Genomic DNA, 25,454 nt, shown 5'->3' with positions numbered 1-25,454 from the left:
TGAGCATCAAAGATAAAAATAGAATACTCAGCTAGCAAACAAATTATAGAATTACTTTTAAAAAATTACAGGGTTAATTTTATGTCTAATGTAAAATCATCATAAATCGCTTTATCTCCCAGGTTATCGAAGAAACTGCCTGAGCCATAACGCACACCATATTTAGTACGATCTATGGTTAATAAGGTACTTAATGTGTTACCCGCTTTTACTAAATCAAACGTTACCGGCGCTGTGGTATCTTTAATCGTTAAGTCACCTGTTACCGCATAGGTGTTTCCTTTTTTTACTGCCTTAGTAATTACTAATTTTGCTGAAGGAAATTTTTCTACACCAAAAAAGTCATCACTCTTTAGGTGACCTTCTAATTGACCTTTGCTGTCTCCTTCTAAATCTGTTACGTTGATGCTCGACATATCGATAACAAATTCACCACCGGTTATTGCATCGCCTTCCATTTGAAAAAAGCCGTCTTTTAACTGAATTGTTCCTTCGTGATTGCCGGTTACTTTTTTACCTTCCCAGGAAATAGAGCTGCTTTTAACGCTTACTTTCTCTATAATTTCAGAAGTAAATGATGCTGCTGAAACGCCAACAGCTAAAATAAGAATTGATTTAATTGTAGTTTTCATAGTGTGTTTTAATTTAAAATTTAAATAGTTGTGAATAGTTCGTCTTGAGGACGTCTAACTTTTTTACCGTGTTGGTATTTATCATCTTCGCTACGATAGCCTACAGCGACTACAGCTATAGCGTGTAAATTATCTTTTTTAAGATCTAAGATTTCATCAAATTTTGAAGCATCAAATCCTTCCATAGGGCAGGCGTCGATTTTGTTAATAGCGGCAGCGCTAAGTAAGTTGCCTATTGCAATATAAGTTTGACGAGCAGTCCAGCCGGCTTTTGCTTCTTGTGGAAGGGGTAGCAGGCTCCCTTTCATCATGTTGGCATAATCTTCCATGCTGCCGGTCTCTAAACCTTGTATGCGCTCTGCGTGTGCAATATAGCTGTCAACAAGTTCAGGACCAAAATCTGTTTGGTGTGCAAACACAAAAATTTCTGAGGCATCTGTAAATTGAGACTGATTGTAACCGGCTTCTTTAAATTGTGCCTTTACTTTTTCGTCTTGAACCACAAGAATTTTATACGGCTGCAAACCGTAAGATGATGCAGAAAGTTGAACAGCTTCTTTTAAGATTTCTAAATCTTCAGCGCTTACTTTTTTGGAAGCGTCAAATTTTTTGGTGGCGTAGCGCCAGTTTAAATCATCGATATACTTATTCATCTATTTTTAATTTATTTAAAAGGTTATTTAAAGTTTCTAATTCTTTGGTATTAAAATTTTCAAGTGTTAGGGCATTGAAATTTTTCGTAACCGGATCCAGTTCCTTTAACAGGTCTAATCCATCTGGAGTAATTTCAATTTCCACTTTTCTTCGATTCTCAGGGCAGGTTTGTCTTTTAGCCAGATTCTTAACAATAAGTTTATCTACTAATCGCGTGGTGTTGCTGTTGCGATCTATCATGCGTTCCTGAATGCAAGCCAGGCTAGCGGGTTTGCCTTTTTGACCTCTTAAGATGCGTAATACATTAAATTGAGGGTTACTTAGATCGTGTTCCTTAAGTAGTGCGTTAAACTTTTCTTCAATTAACCGTGAAGTGTAATGCAGATTAATCAGCGTTTTAGAAGCTAAATCTGTATTACTGGTAATTTTTAAATCGGCTTCAATTCTCATTATGTATGTACAATTGTTGTAGGTACAAATGTAAGACTAAAAGATATTTGAATCTAATTAATTTTAATTTTAACGCATTTTTATCGTTTTAAAAAAATCCTATTCACAAAAGTCTGGAGTATTTGTGTTATACAAATCTTAAAATGCGGTTAGAGCTATGGTAAATATTTAAGTTTGCTATGGTTTTATAGAATTCTATTTTGCAGAAGTACCTATTTATTTTTCTTATCTATTGCTTATTTACCAGTTGTTCTTCCACGAATTCAGTTGCAACGCAACCCATTCCTTTGGATATCGTAAGGCAGGAAGGTTTGATTTTAGAAGTTTATGATTTTGAGGGATTAAAGCCTTTATTTGCATCTGCTGAAGAACCTACTCTTAAAGTAATCAATTTTTGGGCTACATGGTGTAGTCCGTGTGTTGCAGAACTGCCGGCATTTGAACAACTGAATGAACTGTATAAAGAAGCGGGAGTTGAGGTTATTTTAATCAGTCTTGATTTTCCAGATCAATTAGATACAAAGCTCATTCCTTTTATAAAGAAACATAAACTTAAGTCTAAAGTCATCTACTTAGATGATCCTCACGGGAACGAATGGATTCCGCAGGTTTCCAAAGATTGGAGCGGGGCAATTCCGGCAACGGTCATTATTTCTTCTGATACGTATTCCTTTTATGAGCGCTCCTTTTCCTTTGAGCAACTGCAGAGCGAAATTTTAAAATTTAAGTAATCTAATAGTCTTATTTTTCAGTATATGAAATCCTTAAAAATACTTAGTGCACTCGCCCTTGTTTTAGTTGCAGCAGCGCTTGTTATAATCCGATTGGGAGATTACAAATCAGGTTATGAAGTAGGGGATGTTGCAGCAGATTTTAATCTTAAAAATGTAGATGGCTCTAGGATATCGTTATCAGATTTTAAGGAAGCACACGGGTTTGTCGTGGTATTTACGTGCAATACCTGTCCTTTTTCAAGAGCTAATGAAGATCGCATCATCGCATTGGATACTAAATACAAAGCGTTGGGATATCCTGTAATTGCTATAAATCCCAATAATCCTGAAGTAAGTGTGGGTGATGGTTTTGAAGCCATGCAACTCAAAGCTCGTGAACAGGGGTTCACCTTTCCGTATTTAGTTGATGAAGGTAAGCTCGTATACGCACAATACGGGGCAACGAAAACCCCACATGTTTTTATTTTACAGAAAGAAGCGGGAGCACTAGTTGTAAAATATATAGGGGCGCTAGATGACAGTGTTCGGGATCCTGCAACCGTTACCACGAAGTTTGTAGCTGATGCGTTAGACTTACTGCTAGCTGGGAAAGCGATTAAAACCACGAGTACCAAAGCAATAGGCTGTTCTATAAAAGTATAAGGTTTGTTTGCAATCTTTAAAAAGAACATTTCTTATTTTTGACTATCTAATGATCTAAAGTTTAATTACGATGAAAAATGTAACACAGGAAGAATGGGAGCAGTTGTTATCTACTGATGATAATGCATATATTTTAGACGTACGCACTCAAAATGAGGTGGACGAGGGGATACTCTCTAATTCTCATAATATAGATATTTATGAAGGTCAGGGCTTTATAGATAAGGTTAATGAACTAGACAAATCTAAAAATTATTACATCTATTGCCGTTCTGGTAATCGCAGTGGGCAGGCCGCTCAATTGATGGATCAATTGGGTTTTGAAACCACCTATAATCTTTTAGGAGGTTTTATGGAGTGGGATGGTGAAGTAACGTATCAGGAGTAAGCAATTTACTCTCATAAGAACATTTAAAAGAGCCTTACGGGCTCTTTTTTAATTACTTACAATTCCTATAATTTAAAAGCGATTTTCTGCTATACTAACAACGTTTGCGTAGCGTTTTGTAGGTGATGCTATTTTATGAAAGCCTTAATTTAATGCTAAATTATCCTTGTTTAACGTTTGGTTTTGGTTATTTTCGCGCCTTAATTAATCTTAAATAGTTCTTAATAGAGATCTAAAATCGAGCCTCAGCTGCATGAGTTGGTACGTACTGTATGTAAAATCAAAGTCAGAGAAAAAAGTAGCATTGGCGCTTCAGAATTTGGGTATCAACGTTTTTTGTCCAACTATCACCGAACTGAAAGTCTGGAGTGACCGCAAAAAGAAGGTAGAAACCCCCCTGTTTAAATCCTATATATTTGTCAATTTAGCCGCCTCAGAACGCAATGCTGTATTTGCCGTGGCCGGAGTGGTGCGTTATTTATTTTGGTTAGGGGAGCCGGCAGTTGTTAGAGATGAAGAGATTGAGGTCATTAAGAATTGGTTAGATCACGATAATTTAGATAGCATAGCGCTTGAGAATTATGTGCCCGGTGCTACCGTTCAACTCACCAAAGGAGTGTTGAAAGGGCGGGAAGCCGAAATTATAGCCGTTAGCGGAAAAAAAATGCGTCTGTATTTAAAGTGTTTGGGGATGATTGTAGAGGCCAAATTTAAAGATGTTTTGGATGAATAAGATGTGATTCTTAGAAACGTCCCCTCTGTGTTAGCATTAATTTAGATGAAAATACACTTTTTGTTCTCTTAAAAAAGTGTGAAATTGCGGAGCTTGAGTTTACGCGTAAAGCTCAGAAAAATAGTTTTTTAGTTTATAATAGGGAGTCCGTATGTGACTCACGGCGGCGAAGCCATGTTTAGTAATGTAAGATTGATTCAATTGAATTATAAAAATAAATGAAAAAATTTATCAAATTATTTTTTCTTCTTGTAGCTGTAAACTACGGCTTTGCACAAGAAGGTTTTAATTTTTCGATTGAAGGGAAAGCTTTGGCTTCTACCGGATCAGATAACCCATTTTGGTTTTATTCTAATCAGAAGGGTCGTTTGGATTCAGAGACAAATGTATTAGGTCTTATACAAGCGTCATACAAAAATCAGTTTAATGAAAATAGTGAACTTGAAATAGGGGGTGGTATTCTTGCTAATGATGGTTTGTATGATGGTGTTAAAATAGATGAGTTATACGCGACTTATCGTTGGAAAATTATAGAAGCCAGTGTAGGAGTTAAACATAGAGATGAAAAACTACGTGGAATTTCAAGTGTAGGTGGTGATATTATTTGGAGTAACAATGCACGAGCATTGCCGGGTATATATGTAGAAATGACAGAGCCCATTAAAGTTTTTAAATGGTTAGAGACAAAAGGATCCTTTGGGCATTACTTTTTAGAAGAAGATCGATATGTAAAAAATGCTCAGGTTCATCATAAAAGTCTCGAGTTGGCGTTGGTGTTTAGTGAGAATGATCGCTTATCTGGTAGCATGAAGCATTATGTGCAGTTTGGGGGTACATCACCGGTGTATGGAGAACAACCTGACTCTTTTTCAGATTATATCAAGGTATTTTTTGGTAGTTCCGGAGGTGGTAGTGCTATAGAAGGGGATCAAATAAATAGTTTAGGAAATGGACTAGGTTCTTATGAATTGGCTTATGATATGAAACGCGATAACTATAATTTACGTTTGTATCATCAAAATTTATTTGAAGATGCTTCGGGGATAGAATTGAATAATTTCCCCGATGGAGTTTGGGGTGCTTATATAGAACCTAAAAATGTATCCTGGGTAGATGCTATTGTTGCAGAATATGTGCAAACCGTATCTCAAAGCGGAAGACCTGTAACCGGTATTTTTGGTAAAGAAGGAGATCGATATTTTACTAATGGTACTTATCGTACGGGTTGGAGGTATGAGAATCGTATTATTGGGTGGCCCTTTATTATAGGTAAGCCAGATGGAATTGGAAATACTAATGATCGTAGTTATGTTGTGCATCTAGGCGCAACCGGTAGTCTAGGAAATTTTCGATATACAGGTAAATTAAGTTATGCTACTAATCTGGGTACTTATGATGTAGCATACACCCCCCGCAAGCATGCGCTGTACAGCTATGGGGAGCTAGAATATGCTACCTCTTTTGGTATTTTTACAGGATCTGCCGGTCTTGATTGGAGTGATCGTATTCAAAACACATTGGGTGTTGCAGTAGGTTATAAATATTCTTTTAAAAAATAATATATTTCCACTTTAATGGAAATACAAAATTGTGATAAATTATAATGAAAATTAAAAACATCTGTTGTATTGGTGCCGGATACGTAGGAGGACCTACCATGGCAATTATTGCTCAAAAAGCACCTAGTATTACAGTAACCGTGGTAGATATTAATGAGAAACGTATCGCTGCATGGAATGATGCAGATGTAAACAATATTCCTATTTATGAACCCGGGTTAGCTGATGTAGTAGCGGAAGCTCGTGGACGTAATCTGTTTTTTTCAACAGACGTGGATAGAGCTATTGATGAAGCAGATATGATTTTCATATCTGTAAATACCCCTACTAAAACTTATGGTATTGGTAAAGGGATGGCTGCTGATTTAAAGTTTATCGAATTGTGTGCCCGGCAAATTGCCCGGGTTGCTACCACCGATAAAATAGTTGTTGAGAAATCTACTTTACCTGTACGTACAGCTGAAGCCTTAAAAAATATTTTAGATAATACTGGGAATGGGGTAAATTTTCAAATACTTTCCAACCCGGAATTTTTAGCGGAAGGAACTGCGGTGACCGATTTGCAGTCTCCCGATCGCGTGTTGATAGGAGGTGATCTCGATACCGAAGCCGGTAGGGAAGCGATTGATGCTTTAGTAGATGTATATGCGCACTGGGTTCCTAAAACAAATATTTTAACCACAAACGTTTGGTCTTCCGAACTTTCTAAATTAACCGCAAACGCCTTTTTAGCTCAACGCGTTTCCAGTATTAACGCCTTGTCAGAATTGTGTGAGCAAACGGGTGCAGATATTAAGGAAGTCGCTAAGGCGATAGGGATGGACAGCCGTATAGGACCTAAATTTTTACAGGCTTCTGTAGGATTTGGGGGTTCGTGCTTTCAAAAAGATATTTTGAATTTGGTGTATATATCAAAATCATTAGGTCTAACTGAAGTTGCTGATTACTGGGAGCAGGTGATTATTATGAACGATCACCAGAAGCGTCGTTTTGCGGCGAAGATGGTTAAAACGCTATATAATACTGTTTCAGGTAAAAAGATTGCCTTGTTAGGCTGGGCGTTTAAAAAAGACACGAATGATACGCGGGAGTCAGCAGCTATTTATGTAGCAGATTATTTGCTAAATGAGCGTGCCGAAATTGTGGTTTATGACCCTAAGGTTAATGAAGAGCAAATACTTGCAGACTTGGATTATTTAAATAGTCGAAGCGCAGCAGAGAACCGCGCAAATATTACAGTGGTAAACAATGCAATTGAAGCAACACAAGGAGCTCACGCTATTGCCATAATGACCGAGTGGGATGAGTTCAAAACATTAGATTGGAAACACATATATCAAACAATGCTTAAACCAGCCTTTTTATTTGATGGGCGCAGATTGTTAGATCGTCAAGAACTTGAAACTATAGGATTTGAGTTTTATTCAATAGGAAGTTAACTAAAAATAAACAACACAAACTATGAAAGGAATTATTCTTGCAGGTGGGTCAGGAACTCGTCTTTACCCTATAACTAAAGGGGTTTCTAAGCAATTATTAAATGTATATGATAAACCAATGGTTTATTATCCACTTTCAGTTCTAATGTTAGCCGGTATACGTGAGATTCTAATAATATCTACACCTGTAGACTTGCCTAACTTTGAAAAGCTTTTAGGTGATGGTTCTGATATAGGTATGCATTTTGAATATGTAGTACAGCCTAGTCCTGATGGTTTAGCTCAGGCATTTATACTAGGGGAAGACTTTATAGGAGATGATGATGTTTGTCTTGTTCTAGGGGATAATATATTTTATGGACACGGATTTACAAATTTACTTAAGGAATCTGTTTTAAATGTTACATCAAAAAAGAGTGCTACCGTTTTTGGTTACTATGTGACAGATCCAGAGCGTTACGGTGTTGCAGAATTTGATAAAGAGGGTAATGTTTTAAGTCTTGAAGAGAAGCCTAAAGAACCAAAAAGTAATTATGCAGTTGTAGGTCTTTATTTTTACCCTAACAATGTCGTACAAAAGGCAAAGGAAATTAAACCTAGCGATCGTGGTGAGTTAGAAATCACAACCTTAAACGAAGAATATCTTAAAGAAGATAATCTTAAAGTGGTCTTAATGGGCAGGGGTTATGCTTGGTTAGATACAGGAACGCATGAATCTATGCTTGAAGCTTCAAATTTTATACATACTATTGAAAAAAGGCAGGGCCTTAAAGTTGCTTGTTTAGAAGAGATAGCGTATGAGATGGGCTATATAACTAGAGAAAATTTATTGTCCTTAGCAGAACCTTTAAAGAAAAATGGGTATGGTCAATATCTTATAAAAAGAGCTCAAAAATAATAAAATATGAATTTTGAAAGAACAGCCATACCAGATGTAGTTATATGTAAACCTGATATTTATGGTGATCCGAGAGGCTATTTCATGGAATCATTCCGAGGAGATCATTTATCTGAATTTTTAGGTTATTCTGTCGATTTTTGTCAAGACAATGAGTCAAGTTCTTCATTTGGGGTGCTTCGAGGATTGCATTATCAACTACCGCCATTTGCCCAAACCAAACTCGTGCGAGTATTAGTTGGTAAAGTTTTAGATGTTGCAGTTGATATGCGTAAAGGTTCACCAACATTTGGAGAAAGCGTTGCCGTTGAATTAAGCTCGGAAAATAAACATCAATTATTTATACCTAGAGGTTTTGCTCACGGGTTTGTAGTATTGTCTGAAAGTGCAACTTTTTTCTATAAGTGCGATAATTATTATGCTCCAGAGTTTGATACGGGCTTGGCCTTTGATGATCCTGAGCTCAAAATAGATTGGAGAATAAAGTTAGAAGAAATGATGCTTTCAGAAAAAGATAAAAATCAACCCTCTTTTTCAAATGCTAAGTATTTTGATTTTGACCAAAAACTTTATAGTAAATGAAAATTTTGATAACTGGAAGTGCAGGTCAACTTGGCTCTGAATTAAATACATTGTCACGTGAGTTTAATACAAATGATTTTTATTTCACTAATTCAAAAGAGCTTGACATTACCAATGCTTCTAAAGTTGAAAATTTTATAATTGAAAATAAAATTGATTGCATTATAAATTGTGCGGCATTTACTGCGGTTGATAAGTCTGAAAATGAGAAAGAGCAAGCAGAGTTAATTAACCATTTTTCTGTAAAATCACTCGCTTTATTAAGCAAAAAGTATAATTGTAAACTTATACATATTTCTACAGATTATGTTTTTGATGGGGAAGGTCATAAGCCTTACTTTCCTGATGATTTAACGAGTCCTGTAAATTTTTATGGGTCTACAAAGCTTGCTGGTGAGCAGGCTATGTCAACTATAAATCCTAAGGGCTCAATAATCATAAGAACCTCTTGGGTTTATTCGTCGTTCGGAAATAACTTTGTAAAGACGATGTTAAAATTAGGAAGTGAAAAAGAAAATTTAAACGTCATTTATGATCAGGTGGGATCTCCTACATATGCTAGAGATTTAGCTCAATTTATATTAGAAAGTGGTATTAGTTATGAAGGAGATGATGTGAAAGTATATCATTATACAAATGAGGGTGTATGCTCTTGGTATGACTTAGCTAAAGAAACTTTAGAATTATCTGGTTTAAACTGCACTGTTAATCCTATACCAACATCATCTTACCCTACAACAGCAAAAAGACCTCATTACTCTTTGATGAGTAAAGACAGTTTAAAGGTTGACTTTAATACTGAAATCCCTTACTGGAAAGATAGTTTGAAAAAATGCTTAGTACTTTTAAATAATAAATAATGAAAAATATTCTAATTACCGGCGGAGCCGGCTTTATAGGCTCAAATTTTGTTCCCTATTTCCTTAAAAACAATCCTGACGTTAATTTGATTAATCTTGATTTATTAACTTATGCTGGGGATTTAGCGAATCTTGATGAGATAAAAAATCATGATCGTTATACTTTCATAAAGGGAGATATACGCGATCGTAAGGTCGTAGAGCATATATTTGATGAACACAATATTGAGGGAGTAATACATTTTGCTGCAGAATCGCACGTTGATAATAGTATTAAAAATCCAGGAGTATTCATTGAAACCAATGTTAATGGAACTTTTATATTAATTGATGTTGCTTTTAAAAAATGGATGGACAAACCATTTCAATACAAAAGCGATTTCACCAACTGTAGATTTCATCATGTAAGTACAGATGAGGTTTATGGCACACTAGGAGAGACCGGTCTTTTTACTGAAGAAACTCCATATGCTCCAAATTCTCCATATAGCGCAAGTAAAGCGGGTTCAGACATGATTGTTCGTAGCTATCATCATACCTATGGTATGAATACGGTTATAACAAATTGTTCTAACAATTATGGTCCTAAACAGCACGATGAAAAACTTATACCTACAGTTATTAGAAAAGCTTTAAATGGGGAAAATATTCCTATATATGGTGATGGTAAAAATATAAGAGATTGGTTATATGTTTTAGATCACTGCACGGGTATTGAACTAGCATATAAAAATGGTAAATCTGGAGAGGTTTATAATATAGGTGGAAAAAATGAACGCAATAACAATTATATAGCTAAAACAATTTGTGAACTTCTTGATGTACTAAATCCTAAAGATTCGGGTTCTTATAATGAACAGATTATCTTCGTTGAAGATCGAGCTGGGCATGACCGAAGGTATGCAATAGATGCTTCAAAAATTGAAAAAGAATTAGGTTGGAATGCTGATGAAAATTTTGAAACAGGAATTAAAAAAACTATAGAGTGGTATTTAAAGAAATATAACTAATTTGTTTTCTTATTTACCAACCAATTAATTTTGAAATTTTAATATAATTAGTATTGAGACCAATTATTTACAAGTTTTTTTACTAAAAAATAAAAACCAAATCATCACTTAAATTATATCTTCCCTTTTTACTTTAAATCTTTGTTTCAGTAAAAAACTTTTTATTGATCTTTATTAAAATTACTAATGTTAATTATTTTAAAGTGTTAATGAATATATATTTTCTAACCGGGATTTAGATTAAAAAAAACAGATGATGTTTACGAAAATTATATAATTCTGATAATACTGTGTTCTCATTTATAATTATCAATGTTTTAAAATATAGATTATCGTTTAGATAAAGCATTATCATTAATAAAGCTATAAATAACTTAATATGTGATAGTCTTTAAAAATAGTGGTTATTTTTTTTGAAAGTATTTATTATTGGCATTCACCTACTTCTTTAAAATAATTAACTATGTGTTTGTTTCAATTATAAGAATATTCAAGCTATAACCAATTAAATTTCTTAAGTATTTATGTGTGAACTGGCTATAGTACTTCCCGTATATAAAGCAGTATTTTTAAAAGAAGCCTTAAATTCTCTGGCAAAACAAACAAATAAACAATTTAACGTTTATATAGGGGATGATTGTAGCCCAGATTCAATTGAAACAATAGTGGATGAATTTAGGGAGGTATTAAATATTACTTATTTTAGATTTACTTCAAATCTCGGTTCAAAAAGTTTGGTTCATCAATGGGAGCGTTGTATTGATTTAACGAAAAACGAAGAGTGGCTTTGGTTATTTTCAGATGATGACGTAATAGACGCGCATTGTGTCGATACTTTTTATAAAGAATTAAGTATAAATCGTAATTCATTTGATCTATTTCGTTTTAATGTGAAGGTCGTAGATGAGGCTAATCAAACTTTATACGTTGAAAAACTTCCTCAAATATTAAGCTCATTTGATTTTTTAAAGAAAAAACTTCGAGGAAATATATCTGCATATGTTGTTGAATATATATTTAGGAGATCTTTTTTTGAAGAACAAAAGAGATTTGAAGAGTTTGATTTAGCATGGAATAGTGATGTTGCCACTTGGTTAAAGTTAGCATCTAAGAGAGGAATAAAAACAATTTCAGGACCTTTTGTGCGCTGGAGGTCAAGTACTTTTAATATTTCACCAAATCATACTGATTTAGTTTTAATTAACAAAAAAATTCAGGCTAATCTTGATTTTAGTAGATGGTTGAAAACGGTTTTTTTTAAAAATAATATTATTGGATTTTGGAAGATATATCCTTATTTAACCACTTGGTTTATTACTAGCTTGAGTTTGTATACGAATGTTATTGAAAAAAAAGAGTTGTTAAAATTTATGAGGAATTTTTTTAGTATTACTAGTTCCTCATCACTTAAACCCTTAGGAGTTTTGTATTTAAAGTTCAAGAAGCGTTAAAGTTTGAATGTAATATTGAACCCACAATTTTCTAGTCTTTATATCCCAATTGTAAATTGAAGGAAAAATTAGTAGTTTTTTTATTGTTTTTTTTTGGAATTTATTATGATAGTTTAATATCATTCTTACCTGAAAGTATTAAGATTTTAGATGAGTTTATATCTCTTTTGCTTTTACCCTATATTCTTGTCTATATAAATATTATTTTAAAGAATAAATTTCTTCTTAGAATATTAGGCCTACTATGTAGTATTTTATTTATAGGGTTTTTAAGTTCGTTTTATTTTGAGTATCAACCTATTAAAATATCGCTATTAGGAGCGCTTGTTTATGTTAAAAGTTATATTCCTTTTCTTTTTTTTATTCTATTTCTGAATAATAATCATTTAAATCGGCTTAAACTTTATAGGTGTTTAAAAAATCATTTTCACTTCAGTTTATTGCTTATTATTCTAGGGCTTTTAGGTCAAATTGTAATTTTTAGGGGTAGTATAGAATTTTTAGGTCCCTTACCTCAGCTAACTAGTTACTTTAATCCTAAAGCTAGCTATGGTATTGTAATTTCTTTTTTAGGACTTGTCTTTTTCTATCTGAATTTTTTGAAAAAACAACCCAAATTTATTTCTCTTTTAGTATTTACCCTACTTATCATATCCTTTAGGGTTAAAGTTTTTGCGTTTACAGGAGTTTTACTAGTTTTTATATACAGTAGTAATGTTAAAATATTCAGCTTTAAAAATATTATGGTGTTGTCATTATTTTTAGTTGTTTTAGTTAGCTTAGGAGGTGTTTCTCAATTGATTGAACAAAAATTTGTTGATACTTTTGTCGCAAAAAAAGCAGACAATCGTACAGCGCGGTCAGAACTTTATATAAATTCAATCAGAATTTCTCGAGATCATTTTCCCTTGGGAACTGGTTTTGGAACTTACGGGTCCCATTATTCTGTAGTTACCTATTCGCCGATTTATGATATGTATAACCTAGATAATGTTTATGGGTTGACAAAAAAAAAACCGATTTATGTTAACGATACTCAATGGCCTCCAATATTAGTAGAGCTAGGGGTATTTGGCTTTATCTGTTATTTACTGCTATTGTATAATATTTTTAAACTTGCTCAGCGATGGAACGCTGATAACAAACTTATACAGGTATCTATCTCAGTTTGTTTTCTGTTACTTTTTATAAACTCAATTGGTATGCCAGTGTTTTTTAACTCTGCAGGTGCTGCAATTTTTATACTCATTGGGTTGATCTTAATGGACAAAAACATTCTATATAGCCTTAAAACTAGGGTACTATAAATTAAAATTGCAAAATTTCTAATTCTAAATCTAAATGTCTCAAAAAGTATATTATATATATCCCACATATAATCCTGATAAAGATACTTCTGGAAATTTATATATAAAATATTTCACGGAATCATTTATAGAAAATGAAGATTATGTTTCAAATTGCAATGTGAAGTTGGGAATAATAAGTGCTTTTACTAATCTTAAGGCAGAAGTATTCATTTTCAATTGGGTAGATTTAATCCCCTACAAACGGTATGGTTCTATTCAAACAATTCTCTTTATATTTTTACTTCCACTCTTGTGGATTTTAAATAAAAAGTTAGTTTGGATTTTACATAATAAGCAATCTCATTACGGACCGAATTATCTTGTTACAAAAGTAATGGATTTAATGGCTAGATTCGCAGATGTGGTAATTGTACACAGTCAAGAAGGAGTTGAATTTTTTAATGAAAAATACGCAGCTAAGTTTGGTTTTAAAGTGCGTCATATACCACATCCCGTTTATTCACAAAAGATCCATGCACATATTGATGAAAAATGGGATTATATTATTTGGGGAGGAATTGGACCTCATAAAAAAATACTGGAGTTTTTAGAGTATGTTGAGCAGAGTTCTTTTTTTAGAGATAAAAAAATCTTGATTTGCGGTCAAGGGCAAAATGAAAACTATGCTAGTAAAATTATGAGTAAAACAAATACAAATATTCATTTTATAAATAGATTTATTACTGACAAGGAATTAAAAGATTTAATTAGTAGTTCGCGAAGTACCCTTTTTACATTTAGTCCAGACTCTGTTTTGTCATCAGGTTCTTTAATTTATAGCTTGAATTTTAATAGGCGAATAATTGGAAAAAATGTCGGTAACTTTAGAGATTTAAAAGGTATTGTTAATTGTTATGATACTTTTGATGAAATAGAGAAGATTGACATTAGTAAGCCTCAAAACCGCGAAGCAGTCTGTAGCTATTTGGAAGAAAATACCTGGAATAAATTTCCTAATAAACTCGAGAATTTTATTTAAATGTATCTCGCTATAGTTAGGACGGCAAACGGCCCATTAGATACTAATGGGTATAATATACAGGAAATAGGTCTGGCCACCGGTCTTTTAAAACTGGGTTATAATGTTGATATCTACTCAACATTTAAAGATATTACAGACGAGAAAATCATTGTTACTTTAAAGGATTTTAGAATAAAATTAATCCCGATTAAGGGTTTTGCTTTAAAGCAAGTTACGTATTATCAAGGCTTAACAAAATTCATCTTAAGTCAAAATTACCAAGTTCTCCAGATACACGATGATTCTCAACTTATGGGGCCGTTTATAGCGGCACAGGCTAAAAAACATGGCTTAAAAACCGTCCTATATCAGGGGATGTATACAAACTATAGCGGACTAGGGAAAATTTATCAAACCCTTTTTGATTGGTTTTTAAAAAGAAAGCTTCAAAAAAACATAGATGTGATTTTTGCTAAAACAACAAAAGCAAAGGAATATCTCGAAAATAAAGGCTTTACAGATATAACCATTCTTCCCGTAGGGCTCGATTTTAAAAAACAAAATCCATATATAGATCAAGCACAACTAGATAGTTTTACTACCAAATTTGAAACTACTTTTTTATACATAGGTAAGCTGGAGCCTAGGAGAGATTTAACCTTTGTAATTAATGTATTTAGAGAACTCATACATTCAAAAAATAAAAATCTGGGATTTGTAATTGTGGGTAAAGGCCCAGATGAATTTAAACTGAGAGAACTTGTTAGTACCTATAATCTTAAAGACCGCGTTTTATTTATAGAACAAATAGCTAATAATGAGATAGCGCATGTTTATAAAAGTTGCGACTTATTTATTTTACCCTCAAATTATGAGATTTATGGCATGGTAGTGCTAGAGGCACTATATTATGGGATTCCGGTTGTATCTACAAAAACAGCAGGGCCACTAGATATTTTAAAAGAAGATTATTTAGGTTGTTTGTTAGATTTTAATACACAGACGTGGTTGACCTCCTTAACTGCCTTAGTAGCGTCAAATTTATTGACGGAAGAGTACGCATTACAAAGGAAACAATATGTAGTTAATAACTACAGTTGGGATATTATAGCAAAATCGTATATAAAAGAGTTATAGTTATGCGGGTATTACTAGTACATAAATTTCATAAATATACCGGCGGTGCAGATGTATTTTATCTTGAAGTGGGCAGAGTGCTTAAAGATCACGGGCACGATGTTGCTTATTTTTCTACCATAGACAGTGATACGCTAGACAATGCCTATAAAGATTACTTTGTTAAAGCACCAGACTTTAAAACGGGAGGTATTTTAGGACAGGTAAAAGCCTTCTTAAAAATACCCTATAATTTTGAAGCAAAGAAAGCGATAGGCAGGTTATTAGATGATTTTAATCCAGATATCGTTCACGCATTTGGTGTGATAACACAACTTTCTCCTTCAGTCTTTGATGCAGTAAGTTCGAGAAATATACCACTGGTAGTTTCTCTTAACGATTACAAGCATATTTGTCCCAATTATAAGCTTTTTCATCACGGTCATCTCTGTGAAGATTGTAAAGGGGGTACTTTTTATAAAGCTATTACTAATAAATGCAGTCATAATTCTTTAAAATTTAGTATCGCCAGTTCTCTGGAATCTTATATTCATAATTTTCTAGATATTTATAAAAAAAATATTGATTTATTTCTTTTTGCTTCAGATTTTATGGCTCACAAGACTGAGGATTTCTGGGGATATAATACTTTTAATTGGGGAAAATTAAAGAATCCATTTAAAATATCTACTCGCGCTATTGAGCAGAATAAGGATGATTATGGCTTATATTTTGGTCGTTTAATAGAGGAGAAAGGGGTAGATTTAATACTAAAGGCATTAGTAGATAACAAAGATATACCTTTTAAGATTATAGGTAATGGGCCAGAACTTGAGCCTTTAAAAAATCTGGCTATTCAGTTAAACTTATCTAATGTTGAGTTTTTAGGGGCAAAATGGGGTGATGAACTAGAGGATATTCTTTACAAGGCAAAATTCACGGTAGTTCCCTCTGTATGGCATGAAAACTTTCCTTACGTGATTTTACAAAGCTTTGCTGCAGAGGTACCAGTTTTAGGGTCAAATCTTGGTGGAATACCTGAACTAGTGTCTAATGAGCGTGGTTTATTATTTGACGTAAACAGGATAAATTCTTTATCATCTGCAATACGAGAATTATATGATAATAATTTATTACGCAAAAAGATGGGGGAGAATGCTCGCGAATTTGTGTTGTATAATTTTAATGACACTTCATTTTATAAAGAGATATTACTTAATTACGAAAGTGTATTAAAGTGATTCATATAGTCTATAGACAATTCTTTCTCCAATTATTGTTCAGTTTATTACATAGGAGATTAAAAATAAAACTATGAAAAGTTTAAAAGAGCTAGAATTTTTAAGATCTGCATTGCAGTCTGACAGTGATATTTTTCCTAATGAGAAATTCTTAGAATGGATTAAGCAGAAAAACCAGGATGTAACCGTTAAGATTACAGAGGTTCCTTTTAAGGAATTGCGTAAATGGCGTGTAGAAGAACAGACAGGAAATCTGGTGCATGAAACAGGTAAATTTTTCTCTATAGAGGGGATACAGGTAGAGACAGATTTTGGTAATGTGAACAGCTGGACTCAGCCCATCATAAACCAAGCAGAAATAGGTTTCCTAGGTATAATAGTTAAAAAAATTAATGGTATACTGCATTTTCTTATGCAGGCAAAAATAGAGCCTGGTAATATTAATGTGGTACAACTATCCCCTACCTTACAGGCTACTAAGAGTAATTATTCTCAAGTACATAAAGGTAAAAAACCTTTATATCTTGAGTATTTTAACGGAGAGAATAAGGTAGAAGTAATTGTAGACCAATTACAATCTGAACAGGGAGCCCGTTTTCTTAAAAAAAGGAACAGAAATATTATTGTAGAAATTTCTGAAGATATTGAGCTCTATGATAATTTTTGCTGGGTTACATTAGGCCAGATAAAAGAATTTATAAAAAACGATAATATTGTAAATATGGATACACGCACCGTGATATCTTGTATACAATATGGGTCTTACACCTCTAGTACCATTAATTTTCATTCTGCCATTTTAGGGGAGAAAACTATTAATAAGAAGGAGAGAGCACTTTTACATTCTATACTAACAAATGATGTAGCATTAAACTCAATAGATAATATTATATCATGGCTAACAGGTTTAAAATCACATTATGAATTAAATGTGAAGCAAATACCACTTAATACTGTTGATAATTGGGTTAATGATGGTACCTCAATCTATCACATACAAAATAAATATTTTAAAGTAATAGGTGTTAATGTTGAGATAAGTAATAGAGAAGTTGCTTCATGGGATCAACCTATAATTAGACCAGCTCAGGAAGGTGTAATAGCATTTATTACTAAAGAAATTCAGGGTGTTTATCACTTTCTGGTGCAAGCTAAACTAGAAGCCGGTAATTTTGATATTGTAGAATTAGCTCCCACCGTGCAATGTCTTACAGGAAATTATAGAAAAGGTTTGAATAGCTATAAAGTGCCATTTATAGATACCGTTTTAAATGCTTCTGAAGACCAGGTATGGTATTCTTCATTTCAGTCTGAAGAAGGAGGGCGTTTTTATCACGAGCAAAATAGAAATATGATTGTTGAAGTAGGTGATGATTTTCCTGTAGAGGTACCTACTAATTATAGTTGGATGACACTAAACCAATTGTATGATTTTATTAGATTCAATAATTATTTAAACATTTCCGCTAGAAGTCTTTTATCTGCCATACGCTATAAACTCTAGCAGTTAACGATTAAAAATACAATGCTGGCTTAGATGGGCATTAGTAATAAATATATTTAAAATAGAATGGGAACTAGAAATTGTATAATAGGAGCTACAGGTTACATAGGGAAAAATCTTGCGTATTTTTTAAATGAAAAAGGTGAGTCTATAACGTGTTATGACCTTAATGATAAAGGAAGTGAAACATGGATGAATCATAGCTCCTTAGATATTACAAATCTTGAAGCTCTGCGTGAGATAGCCTTAGACTATGATTATATTTATTTTTTTGCAGGTTTGACAGGTACTTCTCAAGGATTTGAAGAAGTTGAACGCTATAATCAGGTAAACGTTGTAGGGCTTTCAAACCTTTTAACGTGCATGAGAGAAAAAGGGTCAAAAGCACGTATACTATTTCCATCTACTCGTTTGGTTTATAAAGGGGTTTCAGAAACACCACTTGCTGAAAATGCAGAAAAGGATCCTAAAACTATTTATGCGTTAAACAAACTTACCTGTGAGTCTTTACTTCAAATGTATGGTCAAATATTTAATATAAATTATACTGTTTTTAGAATTTGTGTTCCTTATGGTTATTTATTACCGGAAGGATACTCATATGGTACAATAGGGTTTTTTATAGGTAAAGCCGCCAAACAAGAAAACATAAGTTTATTTGGTGATGGTGAATTAAGAAGAACTTTTACTCATGTTGCAGATATATGTATAGCTATGTATAGAACAGCACGTTTAGCATCAACAAATAGAAATATTTACAATATTGGAGGAGAGAATTTTAGTTTAAAAGAGGCAGCTAGTCTTGTTGCTAGTAAATATGGGGTAGGATTATCTTATGTAGATTGGCCTGTTATGTCACTTAAAATAGAATCAGGCGATACTATTTTTGAGGACACTAAATTAAAAGATGAAATAGGAGAATATCTTAATTATAATTTAAAAACGGCAAAAATCTAAGTATAGCAAAATGGCAAAAATTAAAATAGGTATAATGGGTTGTGCAGCAATCGCAAGGCGATCTGTCATACCTGCAATAAAGGAAATGAGTAATAAATTTGAGCTTGTTTGTGTAGCCAGTAGAAATGAAGGTAAGGCAAATGATTTTGCTAAAGAATTTAATTGCAATGCCATTGTAGGTTATGATAAATTATTAGAAGAGCAACTGGATGCTATTTACATGCCTCTACCAACAGGGATGCATGATGAGTGGGTAGAGAAAGCTCAAAATAAAGGGCTTCACATTTATGCGGAGAAATCTATAGCATTAGACAATGCTGGAGCTCAGAAAATGGTGGCAAGAGCTAAGTCTAAGGAACTTGCATTAATGGAAGGCTACATGTTTCAATATCATCCTCAACACGCAATGGTTAAGGATCTATTGAATAATAATGAAATAGGAGAATTACGCTGTTTTAGAGGATCATTTGGATTTCCTCCTTTAGCTGAGGGTAATTTTAGGTATGATTCTCAAATAGGTGGAGGCGTATTACACGATGCAGCAGGATATCCTCTAAGGGCTGCATATTATATTTTAGGAAATGATCTTGAGGTTGTAGGTAGTTCTTTGTTTTTTGACGTGAATACTAATTCAGAAACTTTTGGGTCTGCATTTTTAAAAGGTATAAATGGTATAGGAGCACAGATAGCTTTTGGTTTTGATAATTATTATCAATGCAACTACGAGATTTGGGGTAGTAAAGGTAAAATTAGTTTAGACAGAGCATATACGCCAGGGGCAAACTTTAGCCCTAAAATAATCTTAGAGAAATCTGGTGAGAGTATCAGGGAGATTAATGTAACCCCTTGTGATCATTTTAAAAAAGCCTTTGAAGTGTTCTATGACAGTATCTTTAATAAGGAAATTAGAGAAAAAAACTATACAGATATTCTAATACAAAGTACTAGTTTGCAAAAAATAAAGCAACTTAGCGTTTAAGCGGTGCTTACACATTCTTAAAATAATTAAAAACTTAATAATCGATAATAAATAAACTCAGAAACCATGAAAAAAAAGATTTATATCGCAGGAAGCGGTGGTATGCTAGGGGAAGCTTTTTACACACAATTTAAAGAAGAGTACGATATAAAATGTACAGATAAAGATGTAAACGAAGATTGGCTTTCATTTCTAGATTTTAGAGATAAAGATGCTTACGAAAAAGATGTTAAAGATTTTGCTCCAGACTATTTATTTCACTTGGGGGCATATACAGATTTAGAATATTGCGAGGAACATTCAGATGACACTTATGCTACAAATACTTTAGCAGTAGAGAATGCAGTTAGCCTGGCAAATGAATTAAATATACCATTGCTTTATATTAGCACTGCTGGTATTTTTGACGGTAAGCAAGATCTATATGATGACTGGGATCAGCCTAATCCTCTAGGAGTGTATGCTCGTTCAAAATATATGGGAGAGCGCTTTGTTGTAGAAAATGCTAATCGCTATCTAGTTTGTAGAGCTGGTTGGATGATGGGTTCAGGTCCTAAAAAGGATAAGAAATTTGTTCAGAAATTAATGAAACAAATTAAAGATGGTAAAAAAGAGTTGTTTATTGTTAATGATAAGGATGGTACTCCAACCTATACGCAAGATTTTGCAAAAACAGTTAAGGAACTTATAAAAAAAGAATATTGGGGGCTTTATAACTGTGTTTGTGGAGGTCAAACCGGTCGCTTGGAAGTAGCTACAGAGTTAGTAAATATATTAGGATTAAATAACGAGATTAAGATAACCTCAGTTAATTCAGATCATTTTAAAGAGGAGTATTACGCTGAAAGACCAGCTTCTGAGCGCTTACTTACTAAGAAGTTAGATTTGAGAGGGATTAATCAAATGAAAGATTGGAAGATTGCTTTGAATGAGTACATCGACGGATATTATCAAGGTTATTTAGATTAATCAATGATTAAAAAGAAAAAAGTCCATATTGTGGGTACACACGGTGTTCCGGCTAAATATGGAGGATTTGAGACGTTGGCAGATTACATTTGTCAGAATTTAGCTGAGTCTTATGATATTACAGTTTATTGTAATGGACATAAATATGAGGATAGACCTAAATATTATCATGGAGCGCGTTTAAAGTATTTAAACCTTGAAGCAAATGGTTTTAAAGGTATATTTTATGACCTAATAACTTACTGCCAGGCTTTATTATCTGCAGACATTATTCTTTACTTAAGTCCGGTAGGTTCGGGATTTATGACACCTATAAAATATTTATTTGGTAAAAAAGTAATAGTAAATCACGGAGGATTAAATGAATGGGAGCGAGAAAAGCTTAGTTGGCTACAAAAGAAATGGGCTAAATTAAATCATTTTATTGCATCAAAATTTAGTGATATTAATATTGCAGATAATAAACTATACAAACAAAGTTTGAAAGATAATTTTAATGCTGAATCTGTAATTGTGCGTTATGGAGGAGATCATGTTAAATTTATAGACAAGCAAAGACCAGATTTCAATGTAAAATATCCATTTGTAAATACACGTTATGCCGTAAGTGTATCTCGCGCACAATTAGATAATAACCTTCATCTCGTTTTAGAGGCTTTTGAGAACTTTACAGAATATCCATTAGTTTTAATTTCTAATTGGAGTATTTCAAATTATGGTCTGAATTTGAAAGAGAAGTATTCAGGCAATCCTAATTTAATTTTGCTTGATGCAATTTATGACAAGAATGAGCTAGATTATTTACGGGGAAATTCTTACATATATATACATTCACATTCCCGATGTGGGACTGCACCTTCTTTAGTAGAAGCAATGTGTTTAAAAAAAGCCATTATATCATTTGATGTTCCTACTAATAGAGAAACTACTAAAAACCATGCTTTCTTTTTTAAAAATGCTAAAGAGCTTTCAAAAGTTTTGGCTGATTTAAAAGATAAAGATATTATCTCAAATGGTTTGGATATGTTTTCGATAGCAAGTAAGAAATATACTTGGGATATTATTTGTAGCAATTATGACAAATTATTCAAGTCATTTAACAAATAGTAATGAAAAAAATTTTAGTGACAGGCGGAGCGGGATTTATAGGTTCGCATTTATGTGAACGTCTTTTAAGTGAAGGTAATGAAGTAATCTGTCTGGACAATTACTTTACAGGAAGTAAATCAACTATTATTCATCTGCTTGACAATCCGTATTTTGAATTGGTACGTCACGATGTCACCGAACCTTATTATGCCGAGGTCGATGAGATTTATAATTTAGCCTGTCCTGCAAGCCCGGTACATTATCAGTATAACCCTATTAAAACCCTAAAGACTTCGGTTATGGGAGCGATTAATATGCTGGGGCTTGCCAAGCGTGTAAAGGCAAAAATTCTACAGGCCAGTACTTCTGAGGTTTATGGTGATCCTATAGTACACCCGCAACCAGAAACTTACTGGGGGAATGTAAATCCTATAGGTCCGCGGTCATGTTATGATGAGGGTAAACGTTGCGCGGAAACCTTATTTATAGACTATCATCGTCAAAATAATGTAGTTATTAAAATTGCACGTATTTTTAATACCTATGGCCCCAATATGGATCCTCAAGATGGGCGCGTGGTATCTAATTTTATTGTACAAGCATTAAAAGGGGATGATATCACTATTTTTGGAGATGGTAAGCAAACACGCTCATTTCAATATATTGATGATCTTATAGAAGGTTTAATACGTCTAATGGCAAGTGATGTTAGTTTTACAGGCCCCGTAAATATTGGAAATGCACAAGAATTTACCATGCTTGAGCTGGCAAAAACAATCTTAAAAATTACGGGATCTAAGTCTAAAATCCAATTTATGCCCTTACCTGAAGATGACCCAAAACAAAGGCAACCTGATGTTTCTTTAGCCTATGCAAACTTAAATAATTGGCAAGCTCAAATAGATCTTGAAACCGGTCTTTATAATACAATTAGGTACTTTAATGAACTACTAAAATAATTTAATAGTTTTAAACATTAATTCATTTTGAAGTTCTTGATATACTACTTAACAGTTTATTTTAAATAATCTTATAATTAACTAGACTTGCGTTTTTCAAAATATACGATTCCGATATCTATTGTAATTCATTTGACACTTACCAATGGAATTCTGGGATTTTTTGTACCCGAAACCTATCTCAATTTTTGGGCAATTGTGTACTTTAATTTTTCCTGGGTATTGAGTACCTACTGGCTTAATTTTTATCCTACTGCACGTAAAGAACGATTTTGGGATAACTCCCACCGTTTTGTGCAATTATTAGTTGTTTTTGGTTTGGCGTTTTTTGCCTGGTTTGGCTTTCGAAGGGCCGGCATCACCGCATCGGGAAATCCATCTTTTGCATTGGGTATTCTTTACGCGTGCCTTTTAGTCTATCGGATTTCATTTTTTTGGGCACGTAGTAGCTACCGTGAGATGGGGGGGAATCAGGTCAATGTCGTGGTGATCGGTCGGGACCGGAATTTGAAAAAAATACGTAGTGTTTTTGATGAAGGCGATTTAGGATACCGCTATAAAGGCTATTTTGACAATCAACATTCGCAAAGTCCTACCTATCTAGGTAAAATAGAAGAATGTTTTCAATTTATATTGAAAAATGACATCGATCAGATTTTTTGTACTGTTTCCCGGCTGTCGCAGGCAGAACTGCTCAACCTGATGGCTTTTGCAGATAACAATATGAAAAAGCTGAAAATTATTCCCGATAATAAAGAAATATTTACCCGGGCGATGACCATTGAGATGTACCGGTCTGTACCCGTCTTAAATATGCGGGAATTGCCTTTAGATACGCTCTGGGCACATTGGTCTAAGCGTACTTTTGATGTAGTATTTTCGCTGCTGGTCATCGTAGGCATCTTGTCGTGGTTGAGCCCTCTAATTTTTATCTTGCAGCGTTTTGATTCTCATGAACCCTTATTTTTTAAGCAAAAGCGGCACGGGGTAGATCGTAAGGTATTCTGGTGCTATAAATTTAGATCGATGACTACCACTGCAGATGCTGATAAAACCATGATGACTAAAAATGATAAACGGGTTACCAAACTGGGGCGTATTTTGCGTCGTACTAGTATCGATGAATTGCCTCAGTTTTATAATGTATTGCTGGGTGATATGAGCGTGGTAGGACCCCGCCCGCATATGGAATTGCATACCGAGCTGTATCAAAGCTCGGTAGATAAATATCTGGTGCGGCATTTTGTCAAACCCGGCATTACCGGCTTGGCACAGGTACGGGGATATCGGGGAGAAATCGTGCAGCAGGCCGATATCGTTAATCGCACGCGACTCGATATTTTTTATGTGGAGAAATGGTCGTTGCGGTTGGATATAAAAATAATTATTAAAACAGTGCTAAACGCCATTCAGGGCGAGGAGAAAGCTTACTAAGTCAAATTAAATGTAGCTCCTTAAAAAGATAATACTATTTTTGAGCAAAATTTACCTATGAAACGTATTCCGATTTTTAGTTTATATATAGTTGTACTTCTGTTATTCTTTAGCTCCTGTGTATCGCGTAAGGATACTACGTACTTTTACGAGTCTAATGAGCTGCCTATTCCAGCACAGCTATCTATGGAGCAGCCTGCTAAATCGTTCTTAACGATACAGCCTAATGATGAATTGACCATCACCGTGAGCGCGATAGAACAAGAAGCAGCATTACCCTTTAATCCACCTATTACAAGTTCCGGGAGCGTATCCGGCGGTTCTGTTAATGTAGGTGGGGGTGGCCAATTACAAACCTATTTGGTAGATCAAAATGGGAATATTGAGTTTCCGGTATTGGGTACTATCTATGTGCGTGGATTAACACGTGTGGCCTTAGCCGATAAACTGAAAACAATGATTACCGCCTATGTCACTAAACCTATAGTTAATGTGAAACTTTCTAACTTTCAGGTTTCGGTATTGGGAGCTGTTCGTAATCCTGGGACCTATACGATTTCTAACGAATATTTGACCATACCTAAAGCCCTGGGTTTGGCCGGGGATATGCAGATTTTTGGGCGTAGAGATAATGTTTTGGTGATGCGTGAAGAAAATGATAAAGTAACCAAGGCCTACTTAGATCTTACTGATAATAGCATCATTGATTCTGAGTATTATTATTTGAAACAAAATGATGTATTGTATGTTGAGCTCAATAATTCGCAGCGGCAGGCAGGTAGTTTAAATCCAAATAGTGGGTTATTTATATCAGTAGCATCTGTATTAATATCTCTAGTGGTTTTATTTTTAAGATAAAGTTTT

The 25,454-nt window shown here is 33.8% G+C and carries 26 protein-coding genes; 23 read left to right on the top strand and 3 right to left on the bottom strand.

What is annotated here, in order from left to right; all coding sequences use genetic code 11:
• Positions 1–65: 65 nt before the first annotated feature.
• From ACIGAM_RS16575 to ACIGAM_RS16565, 3 genes are read right to left on the bottom strand one after another with little or no spacing between them, the layout of a single operon-like run.
• On the bottom strand, positions 66–632 hold the full coding sequence (locus ACIGAM_RS16575; protein WP_396512594.1) for a YceI family protein: 567 nt from the start codon (positions 630–632) through the stop codon (positions 66–68).
• Between the two features lie 20 nt (positions 633–652).
• Positions 653–1,285: an NAD(P)H-dependent oxidoreductase gene (locus ACIGAM_RS16570; RefSeq protein ID WP_396512593.1), complete on the bottom strand. Its 633-nt coding sequence runs from the start codon at positions 1,283–1,285 to the stop codon at positions 653–655.
• Complete coding sequence (locus tag ACIGAM_RS16565) at positions 1,278–1,736, bottom strand: MarR family winged helix-turn-helix transcriptional regulator (RefSeq protein WP_396512592.1); 459 nt, start codon at positions 1,734–1,736, stop codon at positions 1,278–1,280. The genes ACIGAM_RS16570 and ACIGAM_RS16565 overlap by 8 nt, the downstream gene beginning before the upstream one ends.
• Before the next feature lie 287 nt (positions 1,737–2,023).
• Between ACIGAM_RS16565 and ACIGAM_RS16560 the strand changes: the two genes are divergently transcribed.
• The 23 genes from ACIGAM_RS16560 (at position 2,024) to ACIGAM_RS16450 (ending at position 25,448) form a co-directional block, all read left to right on the top strand.
• On the top strand, positions 2,024–2,467 hold the full coding sequence (locus ACIGAM_RS16560; RefSeq protein WP_396512591.1) for a TlpA disulfide reductase family protein: 444 nt from the start codon (positions 2,024–2,026) through the stop codon (positions 2,465–2,467).
• A gap of 24 nt (positions 2,468–2,491) precedes the next feature.
• A complete protein-coding gene (locus ACIGAM_RS16555; RefSeq protein ID WP_396512590.1) occupies positions 2,492–3,112 on the top strand; it encodes a thioredoxin family protein in 621 nt (206 codons plus the stop codon).
• Between the two features lie 70 nt (positions 3,113–3,182).
• A complete protein-coding gene (locus tag ACIGAM_RS16550) occupies positions 3,183–3,500 on the top strand; it encodes a rhodanese-like domain-containing protein (protein ID WP_396512589.1) in 318 nt (105 codons plus the stop codon).
• A gap of 253 nt (positions 3,501–3,753) precedes the next feature.
• A complete protein-coding gene (locus tag ACIGAM_RS16545; RefSeq protein WP_396512588.1) occupies positions 3,754–4,233 on the top strand; it encodes a UpxY family transcription antiterminator in 480 nt (159 codons plus the stop codon).
• Between the two features lie 218 nt (positions 4,234–4,451).
• Positions 4,452–5,792 (top strand): capsule assembly Wzi family protein, encoded by a 1,341-nt coding sequence (locus tag ACIGAM_RS16540; RefSeq protein WP_396512587.1) that lies wholly within the window; start codon positions 4,452–4,454, stop codon positions 5,790–5,792.
• A gap of 44 nt (positions 5,793–5,836) precedes the next feature.
• Complete coding sequence (locus ACIGAM_RS16535; RefSeq protein ID WP_396512586.1) at positions 5,837–7,231, top strand: nucleotide sugar dehydrogenase; 1,395 nt, start codon at positions 5,837–5,839, stop codon at positions 7,229–7,231.
• 22 nt (positions 7,232–7,253) lie between these two features.
• The gene (rfbA, locus tag ACIGAM_RS16530; protein WP_396512585.1) at positions 7,254–8,129 is read left to right on the top strand and encodes a glucose-1-phosphate thymidylyltransferase RfbA; all 876 of its coding nucleotides are present in this window, start codon (positions 7,254–7,256) and stop codon (positions 8,127–8,129) included.
• A gap of 6 nt (positions 8,130–8,135) precedes the next feature.
• A complete protein-coding gene (gene rfbC, locus ACIGAM_RS16525) occupies positions 8,136–8,711 on the top strand; it encodes a dTDP-4-dehydrorhamnose 3,5-epimerase (RefSeq protein ID WP_396512584.1) in 576 nt (191 codons plus the stop codon).
• Complete coding sequence (gene rfbD, locus ACIGAM_RS16520) at positions 8,708–9,571, top strand: dTDP-4-dehydrorhamnose reductase (RefSeq protein ID WP_396512583.1); 864 nt, start codon at positions 8,708–8,710, stop codon at positions 9,569–9,571. Before rfbC ends, rfbD begins: the two co-directional genes overlap by 4 nt.
• Positions 9,571–10,581 carry a dTDP-glucose 4,6-dehydratase gene (rfbB, locus tag ACIGAM_RS16515; protein ID WP_396512582.1) on the top strand — a complete coding sequence of 337 codons (1,011 nt, stop codon included), beginning with the start codon at positions 9,571–9,573 and terminating at the stop codon, positions 10,579–10,581. The genes rfbD and rfbB overlap by 1 nt, the downstream gene beginning before the upstream one ends.
• 524 nt (positions 10,582–11,105) lie before the next feature.
• On the top strand, positions 11,106–12,032 hold the full coding sequence (locus ACIGAM_RS16510) for a glycosyltransferase family 2 protein (RefSeq protein WP_396512581.1): 927 nt from the start codon (positions 11,106–11,108) through the stop codon (positions 12,030–12,032).
• 56 nt (positions 12,033–12,088) lie between these two features.
• Positions 12,089–13,339, top strand: a complete 1,251-nt coding sequence (locus tag ACIGAM_RS16505; RefSeq protein WP_396512580.1) for an O-antigen ligase family protein — start codon at positions 12,089–12,091, stop codon at positions 13,337–13,339.
• A 34-nt stretch (positions 13,340–13,373) separates the two neighbouring features.
• Positions 13,374–14,360 (top strand): hypothetical protein, encoded by a 987-nt coding sequence (locus ACIGAM_RS16500; protein WP_396512579.1) that lies wholly within the window; start codon positions 13,374–13,376, stop codon positions 14,358–14,360.
• Positions 14,361–15,479, top strand: coding sequence for a glycosyltransferase family 4 protein (locus ACIGAM_RS16495; protein ID WP_396512578.1), 1,119 nt, complete (start codon positions 14,361–14,363; stop codon positions 15,477–15,479). It abuts the gene before it with no gap.
• 2 nt (positions 15,480–15,481) lie between these two features.
• The gene (locus ACIGAM_RS16490; protein ID WP_396512577.1) at positions 15,482–16,699 is read left to right on the top strand and encodes a glycosyltransferase; all 1,218 of its coding nucleotides are present in this window, start codon (positions 15,482–15,484) and stop codon (positions 16,697–16,699) included.
• Positions 16,700–16,772: 73 nt separating this feature from the next.
• On the top strand, positions 16,773–18,203 hold the full coding sequence (locus ACIGAM_RS16485; protein ID WP_396512576.1) for an NDP-hexose 2,3-dehydratase family protein: 1,431 nt from the start codon (positions 16,773–16,775) through the stop codon (positions 18,201–18,203).
• A gap of 66 nt (positions 18,204–18,269) precedes the next feature.
• Positions 18,270–19,160 (top strand): NAD-dependent epimerase/dehydratase family protein, encoded by an 891-nt coding sequence (locus ACIGAM_RS16480; RefSeq protein ID WP_396512575.1) that lies wholly within the window; start codon positions 18,270–18,272, stop codon positions 19,158–19,160.
• Between the two features lie 10 nt (positions 19,161–19,170).
• On the top strand, positions 19,171–20,139 hold the full coding sequence (locus tag ACIGAM_RS16475; protein ID WP_396512574.1) for a Gfo/Idh/MocA family protein: 969 nt from the start codon (positions 19,171–19,173) through the stop codon (positions 20,137–20,139).
• A 66-nt stretch (positions 20,140–20,205) separates the two neighbouring features.
• Positions 20,206–21,108, top strand: a complete 903-nt coding sequence (locus ACIGAM_RS16470; protein WP_396512573.1) for an SDR family oxidoreductase — start codon at positions 20,206–20,208, stop codon at positions 21,106–21,108.
• Positions 21,109–21,111: 3 nt separating this feature from the next.
• Positions 21,112–22,215, top strand: coding sequence for a DUF1972 domain-containing protein (locus ACIGAM_RS16465; protein ID WP_396512572.1), 1,104 nt, complete (start codon positions 21,112–21,114; stop codon positions 22,213–22,215).
• Positions 22,216–22,217: 2 nt separating this feature from the next.
• Entirely contained in the window at positions 22,218–23,156 is a 939-nt protein-coding gene (locus ACIGAM_RS16460) for a UDP-glucuronic acid decarboxylase family protein (protein ID WP_396512571.1), read from the top strand.
• Between the two features lie 87 nt (positions 23,157–23,243).
• Positions 23,244–24,590 (top strand): exopolysaccharide biosynthesis polyprenyl glycosylphosphotransferase, encoded by a 1,347-nt coding sequence (locus tag ACIGAM_RS16455; protein ID WP_396512570.1) that lies wholly within the window; start codon positions 23,244–23,246, stop codon positions 24,588–24,590.
• Positions 24,591–24,647: 57 nt separating this feature from the next.
• Positions 24,648–25,448: a polysaccharide biosynthesis/export family protein gene (locus tag ACIGAM_RS16450; protein WP_396512569.1), complete on the top strand. Its 801-nt coding sequence runs from the start codon at positions 24,648–24,650 to the stop codon at positions 25,446–25,448.
• Positions 25,449–25,454: the final 6 nt, after the last annotated feature.

It is taken from the genome of Leeuwenhoekiella sp. NPDC079379 (assembly GCF_044542075.1).
Lineage (GTDB): Bacteria > Bacteroidota > Bacteroidia > Flavobacteriales > Flavobacteriaceae > Leeuwenhoekiella.
This window is presented reverse-complemented; position numbering and strand designations above follow the sequence as displayed.